This is a genomic window from Caulobacter segnis (assembly GCF_023935105.1).
Lineage (GTDB): Bacteria > Pseudomonadota > Alphaproteobacteria > Caulobacterales > Caulobacteraceae > Caulobacter > Caulobacter segnis_B.
Map to the genome: position 1 here is coordinate 3847698 of NZ_CP096040.1, position 19579 is coordinate 3867276.

Annotated in this window: 19 protein-coding genes; 7 read left to right on the plus strand and 12 right to left on the minus strand. The window is 69.0% G+C overall.

The features are described 5' to 3' along the window. Positions 1-3: 3 nt before the first annotated feature. The 4 genes from ccoP to ccoN are packed head-to-tail and all read right to left on the minus strand — an operon-like array spanning position 4 to position 3482. Positions 4-873 carry a cytochrome-c oxidase, cbb3-type subunit III gene (gene ccoP / locus MZV50_RS18035; RefSeq protein ID WP_252630677.1) on the minus strand — a complete coding sequence of 290 codons (870 nt, stop codon included), beginning with the start codon at positions 871-873 and terminating at the stop codon, positions 4-6. Beyond that, positions 873-1040, minus strand: a complete 168-nt coding sequence (locus MZV50_RS18040; protein WP_223390897.1) for a cbb3-type cytochrome c oxidase subunit 3 — start codon at positions 1038-1040, stop codon at positions 873-875. The genes ccoP and MZV50_RS18040 overlap by 1 nt, the downstream gene beginning before the upstream one ends. Then, positions 1037-1780, minus strand: a complete 744-nt coding sequence (gene ccoO, locus MZV50_RS18045; RefSeq protein WP_252630678.1) for a cytochrome-c oxidase, cbb3-type subunit II — start codon at positions 1778-1780, stop codon at positions 1037-1039. The genes MZV50_RS18040 and ccoO overlap by 4 nt, the downstream gene beginning before the upstream one ends. A gap of 7 nt (positions 1781-1787) precedes the next feature. Further along, positions 1788-3482: a cytochrome-c oxidase, cbb3-type subunit I gene (ccoN, locus tag MZV50_RS18050; protein WP_252630679.1), complete on the minus strand. Its 1695-nt coding sequence runs from the start codon at positions 3480-3482 to the stop codon at positions 1788-1790. A 122-nt stretch (positions 3483-3604) separates the two neighbouring features. Here ccoN and MZV50_RS18055 point away from each other — a divergent pair, with 122 nt between their 5' ends. After that, on the plus strand, positions 3605-3871 hold the full coding sequence (locus MZV50_RS18055) for a hypothetical protein (RefSeq protein ID WP_252630680.1): 267 nt from the start codon (positions 3605-3607) through the stop codon (positions 3869-3871). 172 nt (positions 3872-4043) lie between these two features. On the opposite strand, the gene MZV50_RS18060 is transcribed toward MZV50_RS18055, so the two are convergent. From MZV50_RS18060 to MZV50_RS18075, 4 genes are all read right to left on the minus strand, one after another. Next, a complete protein-coding gene (locus MZV50_RS18060; RefSeq protein ID WP_252630681.1) occupies positions 4044-5642 on the minus strand; it encodes a methyl-accepting chemotaxis protein in 1599 nt (532 codons plus the stop codon). Between the two features lie 170 nt (positions 5643-5812). After that, positions 5813-6214, minus strand: a complete 402-nt coding sequence (locus tag MZV50_RS18065) for a response regulator (protein WP_252630682.1) — start codon at positions 6212-6214, stop codon at positions 5813-5815. 79 nt (positions 6215-6293) lie between these two features. After that, positions 6294-6917 carry a response regulator transcription factor gene (locus tag MZV50_RS18070; protein WP_252630683.1) on the minus strand — a complete coding sequence of 208 codons (624 nt, stop codon included), beginning with the start codon at positions 6915-6917 and terminating at the stop codon, positions 6294-6296. Then, positions 6910-8544, minus strand: a complete 1635-nt coding sequence (locus MZV50_RS18075) for a PAS domain-containing sensor histidine kinase (RefSeq protein WP_252630684.1) — start codon at positions 8542-8544, stop codon at positions 6910-6912. The genes MZV50_RS18070 and MZV50_RS18075 overlap by 8 nt, the downstream gene beginning before the upstream one ends. 181 nt (positions 8545-8725) lie before the next feature. On the opposite strand from MZV50_RS18075, the gene MZV50_RS18080 reads away from it, so the two are divergent. The 3 genes from MZV50_RS18080 to MZV50_RS18090 all read left to right on the plus strand — a co-directional run bounded on the left by MZV50_RS18080 (position 8726) and on the right by MZV50_RS18090 (position 12414). After that, complete coding sequence (locus tag MZV50_RS18080; protein ID WP_252630685.1) at positions 8726-9268, plus strand: GNAT family N-acetyltransferase; 543 nt, start codon at positions 8726-8728, stop codon at positions 9266-9268. Between the two features lie 366 nt (positions 9269-9634). Further along, complete coding sequence (locus MZV50_RS18085) at positions 9635-10360, plus strand: response regulator (protein WP_289781877.1); 726 nt, start codon at positions 9635-9637, stop codon at positions 10358-10360. Then, positions 10357-12414 (plus strand): ATP-binding protein, encoded by a 2058-nt coding sequence (locus tag MZV50_RS18090; RefSeq protein ID WP_252630687.1) that lies wholly within the window; start codon positions 10357-10359, stop codon positions 12412-12414. The genes MZV50_RS18085 and MZV50_RS18090 overlap by 4 nt, the downstream gene beginning before the upstream one ends. On the opposite strand, the gene MZV50_RS18095 is transcribed toward MZV50_RS18090, so the two are convergent. Both MZV50_RS18095 and MZV50_RS18100 read right to left on the minus strand, forming a co-directional pair. Continuing rightward, a complete protein-coding gene (locus tag MZV50_RS18095; RefSeq protein ID WP_252630688.1) occupies positions 12411-13139 on the minus strand; it encodes a response regulator in 729 nt (242 codons plus the stop codon). The two genes, MZV50_RS18090 and MZV50_RS18095, sit on opposite strands and share 4 nt — an antisense overlap. 111 nt (positions 13140-13250) lie before the next feature. After that, positions 13251-14195 carry a LysR family transcriptional regulator gene (locus MZV50_RS18100; protein ID WP_436792183.1) on the minus strand — a complete coding sequence of 315 codons (945 nt, stop codon included), beginning with the start codon at positions 14193-14195 and terminating at the stop codon, positions 13251-13253. Between the two features lie 121 nt (positions 14196-14316). On the opposite strand from MZV50_RS18100, the gene MZV50_RS18105 reads away from it, so the two are divergent. Genes MZV50_RS18105 through MZV50_RS18115 form a run of 3 tightly spaced genes read left to right on the plus strand, consistent with a single transcriptional unit; the run spans position 14317 to position 18360 of the window. Further along, positions 14317-15396, plus strand: coding sequence for an HlyD family secretion protein (locus MZV50_RS18105; RefSeq protein WP_252630690.1), 1080 nt, complete (start codon positions 14317-14319; stop codon positions 15394-15396). Further along, positions 15393-16931, plus strand: a complete 1539-nt coding sequence (locus MZV50_RS18110) for a DHA2 family efflux MFS transporter permease subunit (RefSeq protein ID WP_252630691.1) — start codon at positions 15393-15395, stop codon at positions 16929-16931. The genes MZV50_RS18105 and MZV50_RS18110 overlap by 4 nt, the downstream gene beginning before the upstream one ends. Further along, complete coding sequence (locus tag MZV50_RS18115; protein ID WP_252630692.1) at positions 16915-18360, plus strand: efflux transporter outer membrane subunit; 1446 nt, start codon at positions 16915-16917, stop codon at positions 18358-18360. Before MZV50_RS18110 ends, MZV50_RS18115 begins: the two co-directional genes overlap by 17 nt. On the opposite strand, the gene MZV50_RS18120 is transcribed toward MZV50_RS18115, so the two are convergent. Together MZV50_RS18120 and MZV50_RS18125 are read right to left on the minus strand one after the other, a co-directional pair. Next, complete coding sequence (locus tag MZV50_RS18120; protein WP_252630693.1) at positions 18361-18687, minus strand: hypothetical protein; 327 nt, start codon at positions 18685-18687, stop codon at positions 18361-18363. It abuts the gene before it with no gap. 110 nt (positions 18688-18797) lie between these two features. Continuing rightward, complete coding sequence (locus tag MZV50_RS18125; protein WP_252630694.1) at positions 18798-19553, minus strand: FadR/GntR family transcriptional regulator; 756 nt, start codon at positions 19551-19553, stop codon at positions 18798-18800. Between the last annotated feature and the right edge of the window lie 26 nt (positions 19554-19579).

Consider the following 19579-nt stretch of genomic DNA (forward strand, 5'->3'; position numbering starts at 1 on the left):
CCCTTACTGACCGCCAGCGTTGGAGTGAATATAGACCGCCAGGGCCTTGATGGTCTCGGGGCTCAGACGACCCTGCCAGGTCGGCATGACCCCGCCGTTGCCGGCGAAGATCTGGCCACGGATAGCCGTGCGATCGGCGCCATACAGCCAGTCGGCGTCGGTCAGGTTCGGCGCGCCGAGCTCGACCATGCCCTTGCCCTCAGGCCCGTGACAGGCCGAGCACTGGGCTTCGAACAGCGGCTGGGCGCGAGCCACCGCGGCGGCGTCGGCCGGACGGCCCGACAGCTTGACCACGTATTCGGTCAGGTCGTCGATCTGGGCCGGCTGCAGCATCTCGTCGCGACCGAAGGCCGGCATTTGCGACATGCGCGCGCCTTCGGCGCCGGTCCGCACGCCGTGGGTGATGGTGTACTGGATGTCCTCCAGCTTGCCGCCCCACAGCCAGACGTCGTCGCGCAGGTTGGCGTAGCCCTTGCCGCCCGTGCCGCCGATGCCGTGGCAGGTGGCGCAGTTGTCGCCGAAGACCGACTGGCCGACTTGCTGGGCGTAGGCGTTGAGTTTCGGATCCTTTTCGATCTGCTCCAGGCTGGCGGTGCGCAGCTGCGCCGCGCCCTCCCCGCGCTTGACGTCCAGGGCGGTCAATTGCTTGCTGACCTCGACACGGTCGGACTGGTGCAGCAGGCCCTTGGTGTAGCCATGGATGCCAGGCCAGGCCGGCATCAGGATCCAGTAGCCGATCGACCAGGCGATCGATGCGTACCAGACCCACAGCCACCAGCGGGGCAACGGGTTATCCAGTTCCTTGATGCCGTCCCACTCGTGACCGGTGGTGTCGACGCCGGTGACCTCGTCGGTATCTCGTTCGTGAGCCATCAGACCAGCTCCTCGTCATCCAGCGGCATACGCGCGGCGTGTTGGAATTCAGCCTTCTTGGAAGGCCGCAAGGCGTAGACGACGCCCGCGAGGAAGATCAGGCCGAAATAGATCAGCCCGCCTTGCTGCGCGATGCGCGCCACGGTCTCGTAGGTCAGGCCGCTCATCGCTGGTTCTCCGGCGACTGGGCCTTGTAGGACTTGAAGTCCACCATGGTGCCCAGCATCTGCAGGTAGGCCACCAGGGCGTCCATCTCGGTGATCTTGTTCGGATCGCCGTCGAAGTCGCGATTGACGATCTTCTCGCCATAGCGGGCGCGCAGGCCCACCGCATCGGTCGAGAACGGATCGGCCTGGGCCTCGAGATCCTTCTTGGCGTTGGTGATCATGTCCGCGGTGTAGGGCACGCCGACGGTGTGCTGGGCCTTCATCCGGTCGACGATGTCGCTGTAGTCCAGCTCCTTCTCGGCCAGGAACTTGTAGGGCGGCATCACCGACTCGGGCACGACCGAGCGCGGATCGATCAGGTGGTCGCGGTGCCAGCTGTCGGAGTACTTGCCGCCCACGCGGGCCAGGTCCGGACCGGTGCGCTTGGACCCCCATTGGAACGGGTGGTCGTACATGCTCTCGGCGGCCAGGCTGTAGTGACCGTAGCGCTCGACCTCGTCACGCAGCGGGCGGACCATCTGCGAGTGGCAGAGGTAGCAGCCTTCACGGACATAGATGTCGCGGCCGGTCAGCTCGAGCGGGGTGTAGGGACGAACACCCTCCACCTTCTCGATCGTGCTCTGCAGCCAGAACAGCGGGGCGATTTCAACGAGGCCACCGATCGACACGACGACGACGATCCCGATGATGAGCAGCAGCGAGTGCCGCTCGAACTTGGCATGGTGTTTCCAGAGAGACATCGGAACCTCAGGCGATCGCGGTGGCGGCGGCGGTCGACGTATCGTCGGCCAGCTCGGCGTCAGCCGTTTCGGGATTGGGGGTCGCGATCGTCAGCCACATGTTGACGATCATGATCACGGCGCCGGCCAGGAACATCAGACCGCCGATGGTGCGGATGACGTTCTCGATATGCTTGGCGGAGACCGTTTCGATGAAGCTGTAGGCCAGGAAGCCTTGGGGCGTGTATTCGCGCCACATCAGGCCTTCCATGATGCCCGACACCCACATCGCGGCGATGTAGAGCAGGATGCCGGTGGTCGCGATCCAGAAGTGCCACTCGATCAGCTTGGTCGAGTACATTTCCTTCTTCTTCCACAGCCACGGCACCATGCAGTAGATCGCGCCGAAGGTGATGAAGCCGACCCAGCCCAAGGCGCCCGCGTGGACGTGGCCGATGGTCCAGTCGGTGTAGTGGCTCAGCGCGTTGACGGCGCGGATCGACATGACCGGACCTTCGAAGGTGGCCATGCCGTAGAAGGCCATGGCGACCACCATCATGCGGACGACGGGGTCGGTGCGCAGCTTGTCCCACGCGCCCGACAGGGTCATCAGGCCGTTGATCATGCCGCCCCACGACGGCATCCACAGCATGATCGAGAAGGTCATGCCCAGGGTCTGGGCCCACTGCGGCAGCGCCGTGTAGTGCAGGTGGTGCGGGCCGGCCCAGATGTAGATGAAGATCAGGGCCCAGAAGTGCACGATCGACAGGCGATAGCTGAAGACCGGGCGCTCAACGCGCTTGGGCACGAAGTAGTACATCATGGCCAGGAAGCCGGCGGTCAGGAAGAAGCCGACGGCGTTGTGGCCATACCACCACTGGGTCAGGGCGTCCTGGACGCCGGCCATCACGCCGTACGACAGGTGGTTCAGCGGGCCGACCGGAACGGCGGCGTTGTTGACCAGGTGCAGCAGGGCGATGGTGACGATGAAGGCCAGATAGAACCAGTTGGCCACATAGATGTGGGGTTCCTTGCGCTTCCAGATCGTGCCCAGGAAGACCATCAGGTAGGCGACCCACACGACCGTCAGCCAAATGTCGGTGTACCAGACCGGCTCGGCGTACTCCTTGCCCTGGGTCGCGCCCATCAGGTAGCCGGTGCCGGCCAGCACGATGAACAGCTGGTAGCCCCAGAACACGAACCACGGCGTGATGCCGCCGGCCAGGCGCGCCTTGCAGGTGCGCTGGACGACCCAGAACGACGTCGCGATCAGGGCGTTGCCCCCGAAGGCGAAGATCACCGCCGAGGTGTGCAGCGGCCGCAGGCGGCCGAAGTTCAGCCAGCCGGCTTCCGGGAAGTAGAAGATCCTCGGCCAGGACAGTTGGGCGGCGATGATCACGCCCACCAGCAGGCCGGCGGCGGCCCAGAACATCGTGGCGATGACGCCGGCCTTGATGACGTTGTCGGAATACTTGCCGGGATGGTCGAGCAGCTTGCCGCCCGACAGACCCGAAGCGAGCGCGAACGAGGCGAGCACCGCGCCGATGGCGGCGGTGCCGGCCTGCAGCCGGAAGATCGGATCGTGGGTCAAGCCCGCGCCGAGAATCGCCAGAAACGCTCCGACGACACTGATGATGAGTAGCGCGCCTGAGCCCGCGGGCGGGCTTGCGCTGCCTGGGCCCGCGGACGGGCTGGCGGCATTGAGAGTGGACGGGGCGGACATGCGGACTCCGTGCGGCGAACCTTGACCCCTCAGGTCTCACGCTCCCGCAAGTCGGGCTTTGATCCTTGTCAAAGCCGACCACGTCGGATCCGCCCATGGTGAAAGCGCACTGGGAGACCGCCATGCCAGCCACGTCCGAATACATCCGCCGTCGCGTTCCGCCGATCATCGGCGTGGCCGCCCTGTTCGGCTGGCTGATCGCCTATGCCGAGGCTATGCCGCGGCTGGCCGCCGGACCGCTGTGCAGTTCGCGCGACGATCTCTTCACCCTGGCCGGGCACTGCCCCGCCTGCGGTGTCGCGGCCTTTCTGAGCCTGGCGTTCGTCGCCAGCGCGGCCTTGATGCGTCGTCCGTCGCCGGCCGCCGCGCCCGTGCGCGCCATCGGCTGACGCGCCTTCGCGGCCGAGAGCTTCTCGCCCGACAACGACGACATTCCGGCCGTCTCCGGCGACGGCGCGATCGACTCCGCCGGGCTGGCGCGGCGCATAGCCGCATGCGCCGACGACGTCCCGGAGGGCGCGCCTGCGTCTGCTTCCGGGCGATCTAGTGGACTAGCGGGTTCTAGGCGACCAGCGCCGTATGGCCTGGCCGGGCGTCGGCCTCGATGCGGAATCGGCCGATGCGGCCGGCCAGGGCCTCCGCGTCCGAGGCCAGGGCATGGGCCGCGGCGGTGGTCTCCTCGACCATGGCCGCGTTCTGCTGGACCACGCGATCCATCTCGCTGACCGAGCCGTTGACCTCGCCGAGGTTCTGGGCCTGATCCTGAGCCGAACGCGCGATGGCGTCGACTTGGACGTCGATCTCGGCGACACGGGCGACGATACGCTGCAGGGCCTCGCGCGTACGGTCGACCCGCTCGACACCGGCCTGCACCTGGGCGCCCGACGCGGCCACCAGGGTCTTGATCTCGCTGGCGGCGTCCGCCGAGCGCTGGGCCAGGGCCCGAACCTCCTGAGCGACGACCGCGAAGCCCTTGCCCGCGTCACCCGCGCGGGCGGCCTCGACGCCGGCGTTCAGGGCCAACAGGTTGGTCTGGAAGGCGATCTCGTCGATGACGCCGATGATCTTGCCGATCTGGCCCGACGAGGTCTCGATCTGGGTCATGGCCTCGACCGCCTCGGTCACGACCGGGTCGGAGTGCTCGGCCTCGCGGCGGGCGGCGGCGGCGGCGGCGTTGGCCTGGCGCGCGTTCTTGGCCGTCTCGTTGACGGCGGCGGTGACCTGGCCCAAGGCCGTGGCGGTCTCGACCAGGCTGGCGGCCTGTTGCTCGGTGCGGCGAGACAGCTCGTCGGTGGCGCTGCTCATGTCGCCAACGCCGGCGCTCATGCTGCGGGCGTTGACCGTGATCTCGCCCATGGTCGCCTGCAGACGCTCGAATGCGCCGTTGAAGGTCTGGCGCAGGGCCTCGTAGCGCGGCGCGAACGTCCGGCGCAGGCGCCAGGTCAGGTCGCCGCCCGCCAGGCTCTCGATCGCCTTCTCCAGTTCGGCGACGACCAGGGACTGTTCGGCTTCCATCGCGGCCTTCTCGGCCGCCTTTTCGGCGTTCGAGGCGTCGCGCGCGGCGCGTTCGGCCGAGGCCGTGGCGTTGGCCGCCTCGGCGTCGTGGACAGCGGCCTCGGCGCGCTCCGTGCGCGCCGACACGGTGACGAACAGGCGTGAGACGCCGGCGGTCAGCCAGATCAGCGACCAGGCGGTGGCCAGGGTGACGCCGATCCCGAAGGCGATCGACCAAATGCTCGTGGTGGCAGACAGCTTGTGGGGCGCCAGGACCGGGGCCAGGACGTCGATGCCGATGATCGCGGCGGCGGCCGCCGCGACGATCCGCCATTCGCCGAACGCCACCAGCAGCGCCAGGCCAGCCAGATAGGCCATGCGGGCCTCGGCTTGCAGCGGGTGTCCCTGGAAGGCCAGGACGAAGAGCGTGATCTGCGCCACCAGCATCATCGCCGCGCCCAACCGCTGGCCGAAACGGTCGGTCCACAGCCGATAGGCCACCAGCGCCACGGCGGCCAGGCCGGCCGTCGCCAGGGTCGAAACCAGGTCGAAGCGGCCGCAGAAGGCCTGGGCGGCGGGGATAAGGCCGGCCATCGCCACTTGGCAGGCGACGATGAGCTTTCCGCCCGTACGGCGTTGAGCCTCGATACTGTCGAACTCGATCACGGAAATTTCTCCCAAGTCGGCCTAAATCTCGACGCGAGCCGTTAATTCGAGATGACCACAGGACGATATTGGGAAAAACAGGTCGCATACGTATCAGTACTTAAAAGATGCCCGCGACGAACATCATTCTTCGAGATAACGCCAATACTGGAACCGTGCCGGCTTTCGCCTCAGACCTGCCGCTGCTCTTTGAGCAGTCGCTCGACAAGGTCGCCCAACGCGGCCTCGATGAGTGGCTTGCGCAGCACACGGGCGTATCCGGCGGATCGGGCGGCGTCTTCCAGATCCCGCGTCGTCTCGGCGGTGAGCAGGATGGCCGCGCCCCGCCAGGCCTTGGCGCGCAGCGCGGTCAGCAGGCCAAGACCGTCGCCGTCGGGAAGCCTGTATTCCGAGACCAGCACCGCCGCCTCCCCGGCCGCGCCGTCGGCGAGCGCCGGCCGACAGGCGCCGAAGGCCCGCACGTCGAGGTGGCGCGCGCGCAGATGAAGCTGCAGAGACCGCCGGATGGCGGGATCGTCCTCGACCAGCAGGATCGATGTCCGGCTTTCGGAGGCGCTGGGCGACGAGGTCATCAGACACTAGGGCGGCGGGTCGAAACTGACGGCCTAAACCCTTGCCCGACCTGAAAGTCGCTGTCGTTACGTAGACCCCCTAGGTGATCGAGGCGTCCAGCCCCGCCGCGAACGCCAGCCGCAGGGCCTCCGAGAGGTTGCGCACGCCCAGCTTGGTCATCAGATTGGCGCGGTGCACCTCGACGGTCCGGGGCGATATGCCCAGGTCGAAGGCGATCGACTTGTTGGGCAGCCCCCGCACCATGCCCTTGAACACATCCAGTTCGCGGGGACTAAGGCCCGCCAGGATCGTGGCCGCCTCGTTGGCGCGCAGGACCTTGGTCTCGGCGACTTGTAGTCGCTCCAGGCCGCGCTCGATCGCGTCGATCAGGTCGGCCTGCTCGAACGGCTTTTCCAGGAAGTCGACGGCCCCCGCCTTCATGGCGCGCACCGCGACCGAGACATCCCCGTGGCCCGTGAGCACGACGACGGGCAAAGCCAATCCTCGGGCGATCATCTCGGCCTGCACCGCCAGTCCGTCCATGTCGGGCATGCGCACGTCCAGCAGCACGCAGCCGGGCTCCAGCCCCTTGGCCTCCTTCAGGAAGGCGACGCCGGAAGCGTGGGTGGTGACAGCGTAGCCGGCGGTGCGCAGCAGGAAGCTGGCCGAACGCCGGACGGCGTCCTCGTCGTCAACGATGTGGACTACGCTTTTGTCAGCCATCGACCTGCTCCGGCTCCGCCCGGACGAGCGTGAAATGGAATTGCGAACCGCCGCCCGGACGCGGTTCGAACCAGATCCGGCCGCCGTGCGCCTCGACGATCGTGCGGCAGATCGAAAGGCCCAGGCCCATGCCCTCGGACTTGGTGCTGACGAAGGCGCTGAACAGGCCTTCGATGACATCGTCAGGGATCCCTGGACCGGAATCCGCGACGGTCAGGCGTACCAGCCCATCCGCCTGGGCCTGGCTGCTGAACCAGAGACGGCGCTCGGGGGAGTCGGCCATCGCCTCGACCGCGTTGCGGGCCAGGTTCACCAGCACCTGCTGGATCTGGACCTTGTCGACCAGCACGCGGCCGGCGACCGGATCCAGACTCACCTCGGCTTCGACGCCGTGCACCCGCGCCCCGACCAAGCCCAGCGCCACCGACTCGCGAACCAGGGCCGAGAGATCCTGAACCGTCCGGTCGACCTCGCCGCGCGCCACGAATTCGCGCAGGCGGCGGACGATATGGCCGGCGCGCAGGGCTTCGCTGACGGCGTCGTCCAGCGCTTCCAGGATCATCGGCAGGTCGTCAGGCTCGGGCCGCGTCAGCAGGCCACGGACACCTTGCACGTAGTTGGCCACCGCCGTGATCGGCTGGTTCAGCTCGTGCGCCAGGGTCGAGGCCATGGCGCCCATGGCGCTGACTCGCGAGACATGGATCAATTCGGCCTGCAGGGTCTCAAGCTTGGCCTCGGTGCGATAGCGCTCGGTCAGGTCGCGAATGAAGCCGGTGAAGACCCGCTGCCCCTCTCCCTTGGCCTCGCCGACCGCCAGCTCCATCGGAAAGGTCGAGCCGTCACGCCTCTGGCCGGTGACCACGCGGCCAAGGCCGATGATCCGCCGCTCGCCGGTGTCGACATAACGTTGCAGGTAGCCGTCGTGCCGCTCGCGGTCCGGCGAGGGCATCAGCATGCGGACATTGCGCCCGACGACATCCGCCTCCGCGTAACCGAACAGCCGCTCGGCCGCCGCGCTGAAGGACAGGATCAGGCCGTGGTCGTCGATGACGATCATGGCGTCGGGCACCGTCGACAGGATCGATTGCAGGTGGTTGGCGCTGGCGCGCAGGGCTCGCTCGCTGGCGCGCTGGTCGGTGGCGTCGCGCACGACCACGCCATAGCCCTCGAGCTTACCGCCACCGTCGCGCAAGGTCGTGACCGAGACGTGAGCCAGGAACTCCGAGCCGTCCTTGCGGACCCGCCAGTCCTCTTCCTCGAACCGGCCCTGCTCGCGAGCGCGGGCCAGGTCGACCTCGGGCTTGTCGCGTTCCTTGGCGTCCTCGGGATAGAAGACGGCGGTGTTCTGACCCAGGATCTCGGCCTCGGCCCAACCCTTCAGACGCTCGGCGCCGGCGTTCCAGATCAGCACGTCGCCCTTGGGATCGAGCATGTAGATGGCGTACTCGGCCGCTCCGTCGATCAGCAGGTTCAGCTGGTGCGCGGCCGCGCCGGCCGGCGCGTCGTCGCGTCGTCGCCTCGCCCTCACGCCCAGGGCGATCGCCGCTGTCACGAAGCCCGCCAGGGCCAAGCCGTAGGCGATCAAGTGCTGAACGTCGGCCAGTCGCGACGCCTTGCCGATATCCATGCGGTCCGCCGAAAGTCCTTGTCATCCCGATGATGGCCTGCGTCGGATGACAGGATCAAGCGTCGGATGCCCGACCGAAGCTCCGTCCTCGCGCGGCGATCCGGGAAACTACGTCGGGGGTACTACCGAATGGCGCGGGCGCCGCCGTTCGCGCGAAAAGGGGGCGAAGGAGCCAGACCCAATGCCCCAGACCCTCATCAAGACCCTACCGTGCGATCTGACGGTCACCGCGCGCACCCAAGGCGGCCTGAACATCCGCATGCGTCCGGCGACGCCGGACGACCACGGCGCCCTCGCCGCCTTTTTCGCGGGCCTCAGCCCCGAGGACCTTCGCCACCGCTTCCTGGCCAGCCTCAAGGCGGTCGATGAGCGACAGCTGGCCCTGATGACCCGCAACCAGGTCGGAGGCGACGTCACCTTCGTGTCGTGCGACGCCGCCAACAGCGCGATCCTCGCCGTCGCGACCCTGGCGACTGGTCCTGGCGACGAGCGCGCCGAGGTTGCGGTGTCGGTCCGCTCCGACCTGAAGGGCCAGGGCCTGTCCTGGTCGTTGCTGGAACACACCCTGGCCTACGCCCGCGCCGTCGGCGTCAAGGTCGTGGAGTCGATCGAGACCGCCGACAACCATCCCGCCCTGGATCTGGAGCGCGAGATGGGCTTCACGGTCCGCCCGGTGTCCGACGACCACGGCCTGCGCCTGGCCGAACTCGCCGTCGCGGTGTAGCCGCGCCGCCCGTCATGGGCGGCGCCTTTCGGCTGAATTCCGAGTGCGGCTCGCCCATGTTGGCTTCGTATCGGCGGCGAGACACGCTGATACAAAGGCAATACGAAGCCGCCCGACTGCCCTCACAATCGGATCGTCTACTCCGTCGCCGCCTTCAAAGGGGGCGCTTCAGAGACACGAGACGTGAAAAGCGCCCGTCCAGACCCGCATCGTCGACCCGCGGCGGCTGCGTCCATGACCGCCGCGTGGACGGATCGCGCGCCATCGCCGCCAAGTCCGCCGACGGAACGGGCGCGACGTTCGGTCCCGCGTCGGACCGGAAACGATGTGCCCCCGTGCTCACGCTCGTGGTTTACTGTCGCGGCCATGAGTCCGAAGACCGAAACGTCTGCCGTCGCCGAAATATTGCTGGTCGAGGACGACCTCGAGCTGAGGCGCGAAATGACCGCTTACCTCAGCGAGAACGGCCACCTCGTGCATGAGGCGGGCGACGTGCCGACCGCGCGGAAGATCCTGGCGGAGCGCGCCATCCAGGTGGCCGTGCTGGACGTGAACCTGCCCGGCGAGGACGGCCTGTCCTTGTGCCGGACCCTGGCCGGCGGCGATGGCCCCGCCATCCTGATGCTGACGGCCCAGGGCGATCCCATCGACCGGATCCTGGGTCTGGAGCTGGGCGCCGACGACTACGTGGTCAAGCCGATCATGCCCCGTGAGCTGCTGGCCCGCGTGAAGGCGCTGCTGCGCCGCCGTCCCGCCGGCATGGCGGTTCGCAAGACCAGCATCTATCGGTTCGCCGACTTCCGCCTGGACCTCGCGGCCCGCCAACTGCGGGCGCCCAACGGGGCCATCCTGCTGCTGACCCGCAGCGAGCTGGCGATCCTGGGCGCCTTGCTGGATCGCGCCCGCCAGGTGGTGCCACGCGAGGACCTGATCGCCCTGCTGCGCTCCGACGAGGCCGATGAGATGGGCCGCGCGGTCGACCTGCACATCAGCCGCCTGCGCCGCAAGATCCAGGACCAGACGGACCGCGAACTGATCCGCACCTATCGCGGCGTCGGCTACATGCTGGACGCGGGAGTGATCGGCGAATGACCTGGCGCAGACGTCTCAGCCCGCCCCTGTGGGCCCGCATCCTGGCCATCGTCGTCGGCGCCCTGGCCGCCGCCCAGGTGGTGACCCTGGTCCTGACGGTGTTCTTTCCGCCGGCTCCGCCACAGCAATACAGCCTGGCCGACATCGGCGCGGCCCTGCGCGGCGGCGACACGCCGGAAGATCGCGACCGACCGCTGGTCCTGACCTTCGAGGACACCGCGCCCAGCCTGCAAAGCCCCGGCTGGGTGGTCTCGCCACCCGCCACGCGCGACCTCGCCAAGCTGATCGGCGCGGCCGAGACCGACGTGCGTCTGTTGTTCTACGCCCCGCCGCCGCTGGTGGGCGCGCCGCTGCCCCCGCCGCCGCCCAGGGCCGAGACGGCGCCATCGCGCTTCATGTCCGGGATCGTCCAGGTCGGCCAGGCCGGTCCCGCCGGCGGGCCCGGCGGTCCAGGAGGCCCTGGCGGACCTGGCGGTTCCCCGCCGATGGCGATGCCGCCGGGTGGCGCGCCCGGCATGCGCCCTGGCGTTTTTGGCCAGCCCAATGGCGTGTTCCCGCCCCAGCGCTTCCAGCGCCCCGCCACGCAGGCGTCGCGACCCAACCGCCCGTCGAGCGGCTCGCCCTTCCCGGGCGGCGGCGCAACCCCGTCCGGCGCGTCTTCGATACGCGGTCCGGGCGGCGCCCCGCAGGGCATGGCGGCGGCGATCGGTCAGGCCATGGCCGGACGCGCGTCCAGCATGCCCGACGCCCCGAATGGACCGCCGCGCGGCCCGATCATTCGCTCGCCCCTGGATGCCGCGGTCTTCGCGCGCCCCACGGCGCGTTTGGTGCTCACCAGCACCGCCACCAGCGAGACGCCCGCCCGCGCGCCGACCACCACCGCCTTGCCGGCGCCCGCCCCGGTCGTCGTGGCGCCGGCCGCCGCGCCGCCCGTCACCGCGCTCGAGCGGATCGAGCCGGCCCGGCCCGCCACCGAGCCCGCGATCGCGCGCATCCCGCCGACCCGGGTGGCGCAGCCGGCCGTGCCCGCCGTCGTGGCTGAACGCACCCTGCCGCCGCCCAGCGCCACCAGCGGCTTCCGCCTGGGCCGCGCGCCCTATGTCGAGGGCGAGTTCGTCGCGGCCATGCGCGTCGCCGACGGTCGCTGGGCCACCGTTCGTCCCCAGCCCGAGGGCTTTCCCAACAGTTGGCAGCGTCGCGTACTGCTGTGGTTCGGCCTCTCGGTGGCGCTGATCGCACCGGTGGCCTTCTATGTCGCCTGGCGACTGGCCGCGCCGCTGAAGGTGTTCGCCGAGTCGGCCGATCGCCTGGGCCGCGAACCATCCGCCGACCTGCCGCCGCTATCGGGCCCGGCCGAGATCGGCAAGGCCGCCGACGCCTTCAACCTGATGCAGCAGCGGCTGCGGCGCTATGTCGACGACCGCACCGGCATGATCCGCGCCATCTCGCACGACCTGCGCACGCCCCTGACCCGCATGCGCTTCAAGCTGGAGCGCGCCTCGCCCGCCCTGCGGTCAGCCATCGGTCGCGACATGGACCAGATGGAGGAGATGATCGCCTCGGTGTTGGCCTTCATGCGTGACGAGACCCATGTGGCGGCGCGTCAGATCGTCGACCTGCGCTCGCTGCTGGAAGTAGTGGTCGACGACGCCCAGGGGCCCGCCAAGCTGGAGCCCGGCCCGGCCGTCCTGGCCGAGATCGACGTGGTCGGCGTGCAGCGGGTCGTCGAGAACCTGATCGACAACGCGCTCAAGTACGGCGACCAGGCGACCGTCCGCCTGGACGTCCGCGACGGCGAGGCCTTCATCGAGGTCGCCGACAAGGGTCCCGGCCTGTCGCCCGACGACCTGGAGCGCGTCTTCCAGCCGTTCTATCGCAGCGAGGCGGCCCGCGCCTCGGGCAAGTCGGGCGTGGGCCTGGGCCTCTCGGTCTCGCGATCGACCATCCGGGCCCACGGCGGCGACCTGCGCCTGCGTTCGGGCGACGCCGGCCTGGTCGCCGAACTGCGCCTGCCGCAAGCCCGCGCTTCCGCCCAGAGGGCGGTGGCCGCCTAGGATGCGGGGACGCGCTCCACGGGGACGGTGAACAGGTAGCCCGCGTGGCGGACGGTCCGGATCAGCCGGGCCCCGCCCTCGGCGCGGGCCAGCTTGCGCCGCAAGCGGCTCATCGCGACGTTGATCTGGAAGTCGCGCGCCCGCGCCTCCTCGCCCGTCTCGGCCGGCGCCAGGTCACGGCGGGCCACCACCTCCTGAGCCTTGGACACCAGGACCTGCAGCAGCTTGAACTCGGTCGGCGAAAGATCGACGGACCGGTCGCGAGGATCGAACAACTGGTGGGTCGCGGTGTTCAGCCGCCAGCCGTCGAAGCGATAGCTTTCGGAACGGTCGTACGCGCTGGTCAGGTGAACCGTCTCCTGCCGACGGCGCAGCACCGCCCGCAAGCGCGCCAGCAGCTCCCGCGCGCGATAGGGCTTGGTCACGTAGTCGTCGGCGCCGATCTCGAGGCCGACCACGATGTCGGCTTCCTCGGCCGCGGCGCTGAGCACGATGACGCCCGGCGCCAGGGCCCGCCCGCGCAGGCGACTGCAGATCGCCAGGCCCGGCTCCCCTGGCCGCATCAGGTCCAGCACCACCGCGTCGACCTCGGCCTTGGCCAGGATGTCGTCCATCTCGCGCGACGACGACGCCTCGAGCACCTCATAGCCGTGCGAGGTCAGGAAGCCGCCAAGGGTCGACAGCGCGTCGCGGTCGGAGTCGAGAAGAAGGATCCTGTGCCGCACGATCGAAAACGCCCGCTACTTTTCGGATCGTTTCGACTTAGCCAGCGTCGAGGGCGAAAAGAGTGACCGTTTGTATTGCCAGGGCGCCGATTGCGGCGCGATTGCGGCGACCTAGAGGGCTGCGGCGGCTTCCAGGCAAAGCGAGAGCAACCAGCCATTCGGAGAGTCCGCTCCGTCGGTGGCGCGCAACACCGCCCCGAACGGCGTCGGCGACGGCGCGTTGGGCGGCTCGACCATCGCCACCTTGCCGCGCTCGGCGGCCATCTGGGCCAGGCGGCGGGGCAGAATGCAGACCATGTCCGAGCGGCTGATCATGTTCAGGGCGCTGAACGAGTCCTGCACCGAAATCGGCTGATAGGCGTTACCCGCGAGGTCGTAGCGCTCTCCCCACGAGGTGACGCGGCGCAGGCCCAAATGCCCGGCCGAGGTGCGATCCGGATCGTCGTTGCCGCCGGAGACGCCCAGTCGCGGCAGACGGGCCAGGGTCTCGTAGTCGATGCCAGCGATCACCGCCGGATGGTCACGTCGCAACACCCAGACGCCGCTCTCCTCGAAGAGCTGGGTATGGGTGAAGCGCCCCGGGATCGCCTCGAAGCAGCCGATCACCATGTCGAGGCTGCCGGTGTCGAGATCCTCGGTCATGCCGGCATAAAGGCTGCGGAAATGGATCTGGACGTTCGGCGCGCACCGCAGCACCCGCTCGGCGATCAGCGGCCCCAGGACGTACGAGATGTAGGTCCCGGCCGCGATGTTGAAGACATGCTGGTCCGTGCTCGGGTCGAACTTCTGGGCCGAGACGGCGGTCTCCAGCAGCTTCAGGGCGGTGCGGGCGGTGTCGGCGATTTCCAGGGCGCGCGGCGTCGGGCGCAGGCCCGTCTGGCCGCGAATGAACAGGTCGTCGCCGACCATCTCGCGCAGGCGACGCAGGGCGTGACTGACCGCCGACTGGGACAGGCCCAAGCGCTCGCCGGCGCGCGTGGCGTTCTTTTCTTCCAGCAGGGTGACGAACACCCGGAAGAGGTTGAGGTCGGCGGTTCTGAAATTCACGGCATTCATGGCTGTCGTGAAGAGATATCATTTCTCTCATGACAGGCGGAGTCCTATTTCGCCAGCCAGGGTTCGCGGACCGAACGAACCTCGAGGATTCCCCAAAACCTATCGAGACGTGGAGCAGCGCGTGAGCGACGCTGAAGGTTACGACGCCATCGCCGAGGCCGAGATGAACGCGGCTGGCGGGCGGCGGCAGAAGACCCTGGGCCAGCGGCTGCGCTGGCCGCTGATGGTCGGCGTCCCGCTGGTCATCCTGGCGGGGGTCGGCGTCGTGCTGCTGACCGGCGGCAAGTCCGAGACCACTGACAACGCCTACGTCCAGACCAGCCGCACGGCGATCAGCACCAGCATCGACGGCCGCGTCGTCGAGATCGACGTCAAGGAAAACCAGGGCGTAAAGAAGGGGCAGGTGCTGTTCCGCCTGGATCCGGCCGACTATCAGGTCGCGGTGTCCGAGGCCGAGGCCGCCCTCGCCCAGGCCCGGTTCGACGTCCAGGGCAAGCGCGCGATCTACGCCCAGCGCCTGGCCGACCTGGCCGCCATCCAGGAAACCGCCGCCTACGCCCAGCGCGAGGCCGTCCGTCAGCGCGACCTGGCCGCCGCCGGTGTCGCCACCAAGGCCCAGGCCGACGAGGCTCGCCACGCCGCCGACCAGGCCCAGCGCCAGATCGCGGTGGTCAAGCAGCAGGTCGCCACCGCCCTGGCCGACCTAGGCGGGACCGCCGACACGCCGACCGAGCGCCAGCCGGCCGTGCTGCAGGCCGTCGCCAAGCTGGAGCGCGCCAAGCTGGACCGCTCCTATTCCGCCGTGATCGCCCCCGCCGATGGCGTGGTGGCCAAGGTCGAGCAACTTCAGGTCGGCGCGCGCGTCACCGCCTCGCAGCCGGTGTTCTGGCTGATCTCGGGCAAGCCGTGGATCGAGGCCAACTTCAAGGAAGACCAGCTGGCCCACATGCGGGTCGGCCAGCCGGCGACGGTCAAGGTCGACGCCTATGACAAGCCGCTCAAGGCGCATGTCGAGAGCTTCAGCCCTGGGGCCGGATCGGCTTTCGCTTTGCTGCCGGCCGAGAACGCCACCGGCAACTGGGTCAAGGTCGTCCAGCGCCTGCCCGTGCGCCTGACGCTGGACCAGGCCGCACCGGCCAACCTGTCCGCCGGCCTCAGCGCCAAGGCGACGGTGGACGTGCGGTCGGGCCGTCACGGATGACCCCGAAGGCGCTCCTGGAGGGCCACGCGCGCGACGTCGCCAACCGGATTCCGATCACGGTCTCGGTGATGCTGGCGACGATCATGATCTCGCTGGACACCACGATCGCCAACGTCGCCCTGCCCCACATCCAGGGCAGCGTCTCGGCGTCGACGGACCAGATCACCTGGGTGCTGACCTCCTACATCGTGGCCTCGACGATCATGACGCCGCTGACCGGCTTCCTGACCGAGCGCATGGGCCGCAAGATGGTTCTGATCGTCTCGATCATCGGCTTCACGGCCGCCTCGATGCTGTGCGGCGTGGCCCAGAACCTGGTCGAGATCGTGCTCTTCCGCCTGCTGCAAGGTCTCTTTGGGGCGGCCCTGATCCCGCTGTCCCAGGCCGTGCTGCTGGACATCAACCCGCCCGAGCGCCACGGCCAGGCTATGGCCGTCTGGGGCGCCGGCGCGGTGCTGGGTCCCCTGCTCGGCCCCGGCCTAGGCGGCTGGCTGACCGACAATCTCGACTGGCGGTGGGTGTTCTTTATCAACCTGCCGATCGGCATCCTGGCCTTCTGCGGCGTGTTCTTCTTCCTGTCCGAGAAGAAGAGTAGCGAGAAGCGCAAGTTCGACACCCTCGGCTTCCTGGCCCTGGCGATCGCCATCGGCGCCTTCCAGCTGATGCTGGACCGCGGCCCCAGCCAGGACTGGTTCGGCTCGCGCGAGATCTGGATCGAGCTGATCGTGGCGATCATCGCCATCTGGGTGTTCGGCGTGCAGCTAGCCACGGCCGAAAAGCCGTTCGTGGCCCGCGAGCTGCTGGCCGACGGCAACTTCATCACCTGCTGCCTGTTCGGCTTCTTCATCGGCATCCTGCTCTACAGCACCCTCGCCTTGCTGCCGCCGCTGATGCAGACCCTGCTGGGCTATCCAGTCGCCTTCACCGGCCTGGTCTCGATGCCGCGCGGCCTGGGCTCGTTCATCGCCATGTTCGCGGTGGGCCAACTGATGGGGCGGATGAACATCAAGCTGCTGCTCAGCATCGGCCTGGCCATCAGCGCCCTCTCGCTCTGGCAGATGAGCCACTACAATCTTCAGATGGACACCACCCTGCTGGTGACCTCGGGTTTCCTGTCGGGAGTCGGCACGGGCCTGATCTTCGTGCCGCTCAGCACCATCGCCTTCGCCAAGGTGCTGCCCCAGCACCGGGCCGAGGGCGCGGGCCTGTTCACCCTGATCCGCAACATCGGCTCGGCCGCCGGCATCTCGATCATGCAGGCGCTGTTCGTCAGCGGCATCGAGGAGCATCACGCGGTGCTGGTCGAACACGCCCGCCCGGACAACACCCTGTACCAGGCCTACATGCCGAACCTGTTCTCCAGCGAGACCGCCTTGGCCACGTTCAACGGCATGGTCAGCCGGCAAGCGGCGATGCTGTCCTATCTCGACGACTTCCGGCTGATGCTGGTGATCACCATCGCCTGCGCGCCGCTCATCCTTCTCATGCGTACCCCCAAACCCGGGGCGAAGGCCGCCAATGTCTCCGACCACTAAGCTGATCACTGCCCTTCTGGCCGCCTCGTCGCTGAGCGCCTGCGCCACAGTGGGTCCGGACTTCAAGGCTCCGGACGCGCCGGCGACGGCTTCAGCCCTGGGCGCGGGCGAGACGGCCCCGACCGCCGCGCGACTGGATGCGTCCGCCGCCCATTCCGGCCCCTGGTGGACGGCCCTGAACTCGCCGGAGCTGGACGCCACCATCCGCCAGGCGCTGAAGGACAGCCCGACCCTGGCCGAGGCCGACGCCACCCTGGCCCAGGCCTCATCTGCCCTGGCCCAGGCGCGCGGCGTCGCGGGACCGCAGGTGACCGGCAACGCCGGGATCAATCGGGAGCGCGCCAACCTGCAGGCCTTCGGCTTCACGGGCTTCGGCGACATCAAGCTCAGCAACCCCACCTTCAGCCTCTATTCGGTCGGCGGCGCGATCAGCTACGACCTCGACCTGTGGGGCGGGAACAAGCGGCGCATCGAAAGCGCGGCGGCGCGCGCCGAGGCGCAGGGCCGCCGAGCCGAGGCGGCCTATCTGAGCCTGACCGCCAATGTCGCGATGCAGGCGGCCACCATCGCCACGCTGCGGTCGCAGATCGCCAGCGTCGAACGGATGATCGCCGACGATCAGGCCAATATCGATCTGGTCCACAAGGCCAACGCCCTGGGCGGCTCGACCAGCCTGGCCAAGGTCTCGGCCGCCAGCCAGCTGGAACAGGACCGCGCTCTGTTGCCGGCCCTGCAGGGTGAACTGGCCGCCGCCCGCCATGCCCTGGCCGTGCTGGTCGGCAAGGCCCCGGCCGATTGGGCCGCCCCGGCCTTCGACCTTTCGACCATGGCCTTGAACGCGCCGGTCCCGGTGGCCCTGCCCTCGCAGCTGGTCCGTCAGCGTCCGGACATCCTGGCCGCCGAGGCCGAGTTGCACGCCGCCACCGCCGACATCGGCGTGGCGACGGCCGACCTCTATCCGAACATCAAGCTCTCCGCGTCCCTGACCCAGGGATCGCTGAAGCCCGGCGATCTCTTCTCGTACGACGCCAGCGGCTGGGATGTCGGCGCGGGGCTCACCGCCCCGCTGTTCGACGGCGGCGCCCTGAAGGCGCGTCGGCAGCAGGCGCGCGAGGCTGCCCACGCGGCCTCGGCGCGCTATCAGCAGACCGTGCTGACCGCCTTCGGCCAGGTGGCGGACGCCCTCTCGGCCCTGGCGGCCGACGAGACGACCCTGGCCGCCTATGGTCGCACCGAGCAGCAGTCGACCGAACGGCTGCGCCTGGCCAAGGTGGCCTTCGACAAGGGCGGCGGCACGCTGCTGGAGGTAATCGACGCTCAGCGCACGCTGAACAGCGCCCGCTCGGCCCGCGCCCGGGCCGAGGGTCAGCGCCTGGTCGACGCCATCCGCCTGTTCGCGGCGACGGGCGCCGACTGGCGGACGGGCTGACTACTCTCCGGAGATTCCGGCGCGCAGGCGGGCGGCGACGTCGCCCAGGGTGATGGCGTTGAGGGAGTCGTTGACCTCCAGCACGCCCTGGCCGTGCTGCTGCGACAGGTTGCCGGTGAAGTCCGTCAGGGCCGTGATGTGCTGAGCCAGCAGGTCGACCGTGTGCAGTTCCTGCATAACCGACAGGCGATGCTCGTCCGGCACCACCTCGAGGATCTTGCCCAGCGCCACGTCCAGATGTCCGCACGCGACGGCCGCGAACGACATCTCCGCGGAGATCGCCTTCAGCACCGTCTCAACGCTCGCGGGCGGCAACTTGTCAGACATCACTTCCCCCTGATTCCTCGGAGGGAGGTCAACACGCGTCGCGCCGAAACCGCAAGGCCTTGATTTGTGCGGCGAATTATCGCGCCCGACCGAAAACCCCGGAAACAACGTCAGATGGCTGTACGGCGCAGCAATTCGTCGCGCCTTTCGGCCATCTCCTGGCGGGTCCGCTCCAGGGCGTCGCGCTCGGCCGTCGCCAGCAGGGCCTCGACCGTGCGGTTCAGGTGATCATGGATCACTCGCCGCGCCTCCTTGGGATCACGGTCGCGCAGGGTGGCGACGATCCGATGATGGTCCTCGGCGAAAGCCTCCGGCGCAGCCAGCCGCACCCGGCGTAGCTGGTGGCCGCATTCGGGAAATTGCCGGCGCAGCGTCCAGATCTCCTCGACCGCCGCGACGATGGCGGCGTTGCGCGTGGCGTGGGCCACGGCCAGATGGAAGTCATGCTCCAGCCGCTCGCCCTCGTCGGCGCCCGCCAGGCTGGCCAGTTCGCGGGCGATGCGCTCCAGGGCCATGACCTGCTCGTCGCTGACGGCGGCGGCGGCCAGGGCGCAGGCCTCGCCCTCGAACAGGCGACGGGCTTCGGTAAGCTCCAGGGCGCTGACCTCGGCCTCGGTCGCATCGGCCTCGGGCTTGCCTCGCGCGGTGACATAGACGCCCGAGCCCTGACGAGCCTCGACCAGCCCCTGGAACTCCAGGGCGATCATCGCGTCGCGGATGGTCGGCCGACTGACGCCGAACGAATCGGCCAGACCCCGCTCGGACGGCAGGCGGTCGCCGGGGCCATAGCGGCCCTCGGCGATCGAGGTCGCGATCGAACGGGCGACCTGCTGATAGAGCTTCTGGGGGTCGGGCGCGCCGCGCATCGAGCCTCGCTGTGGATTCTGACCCG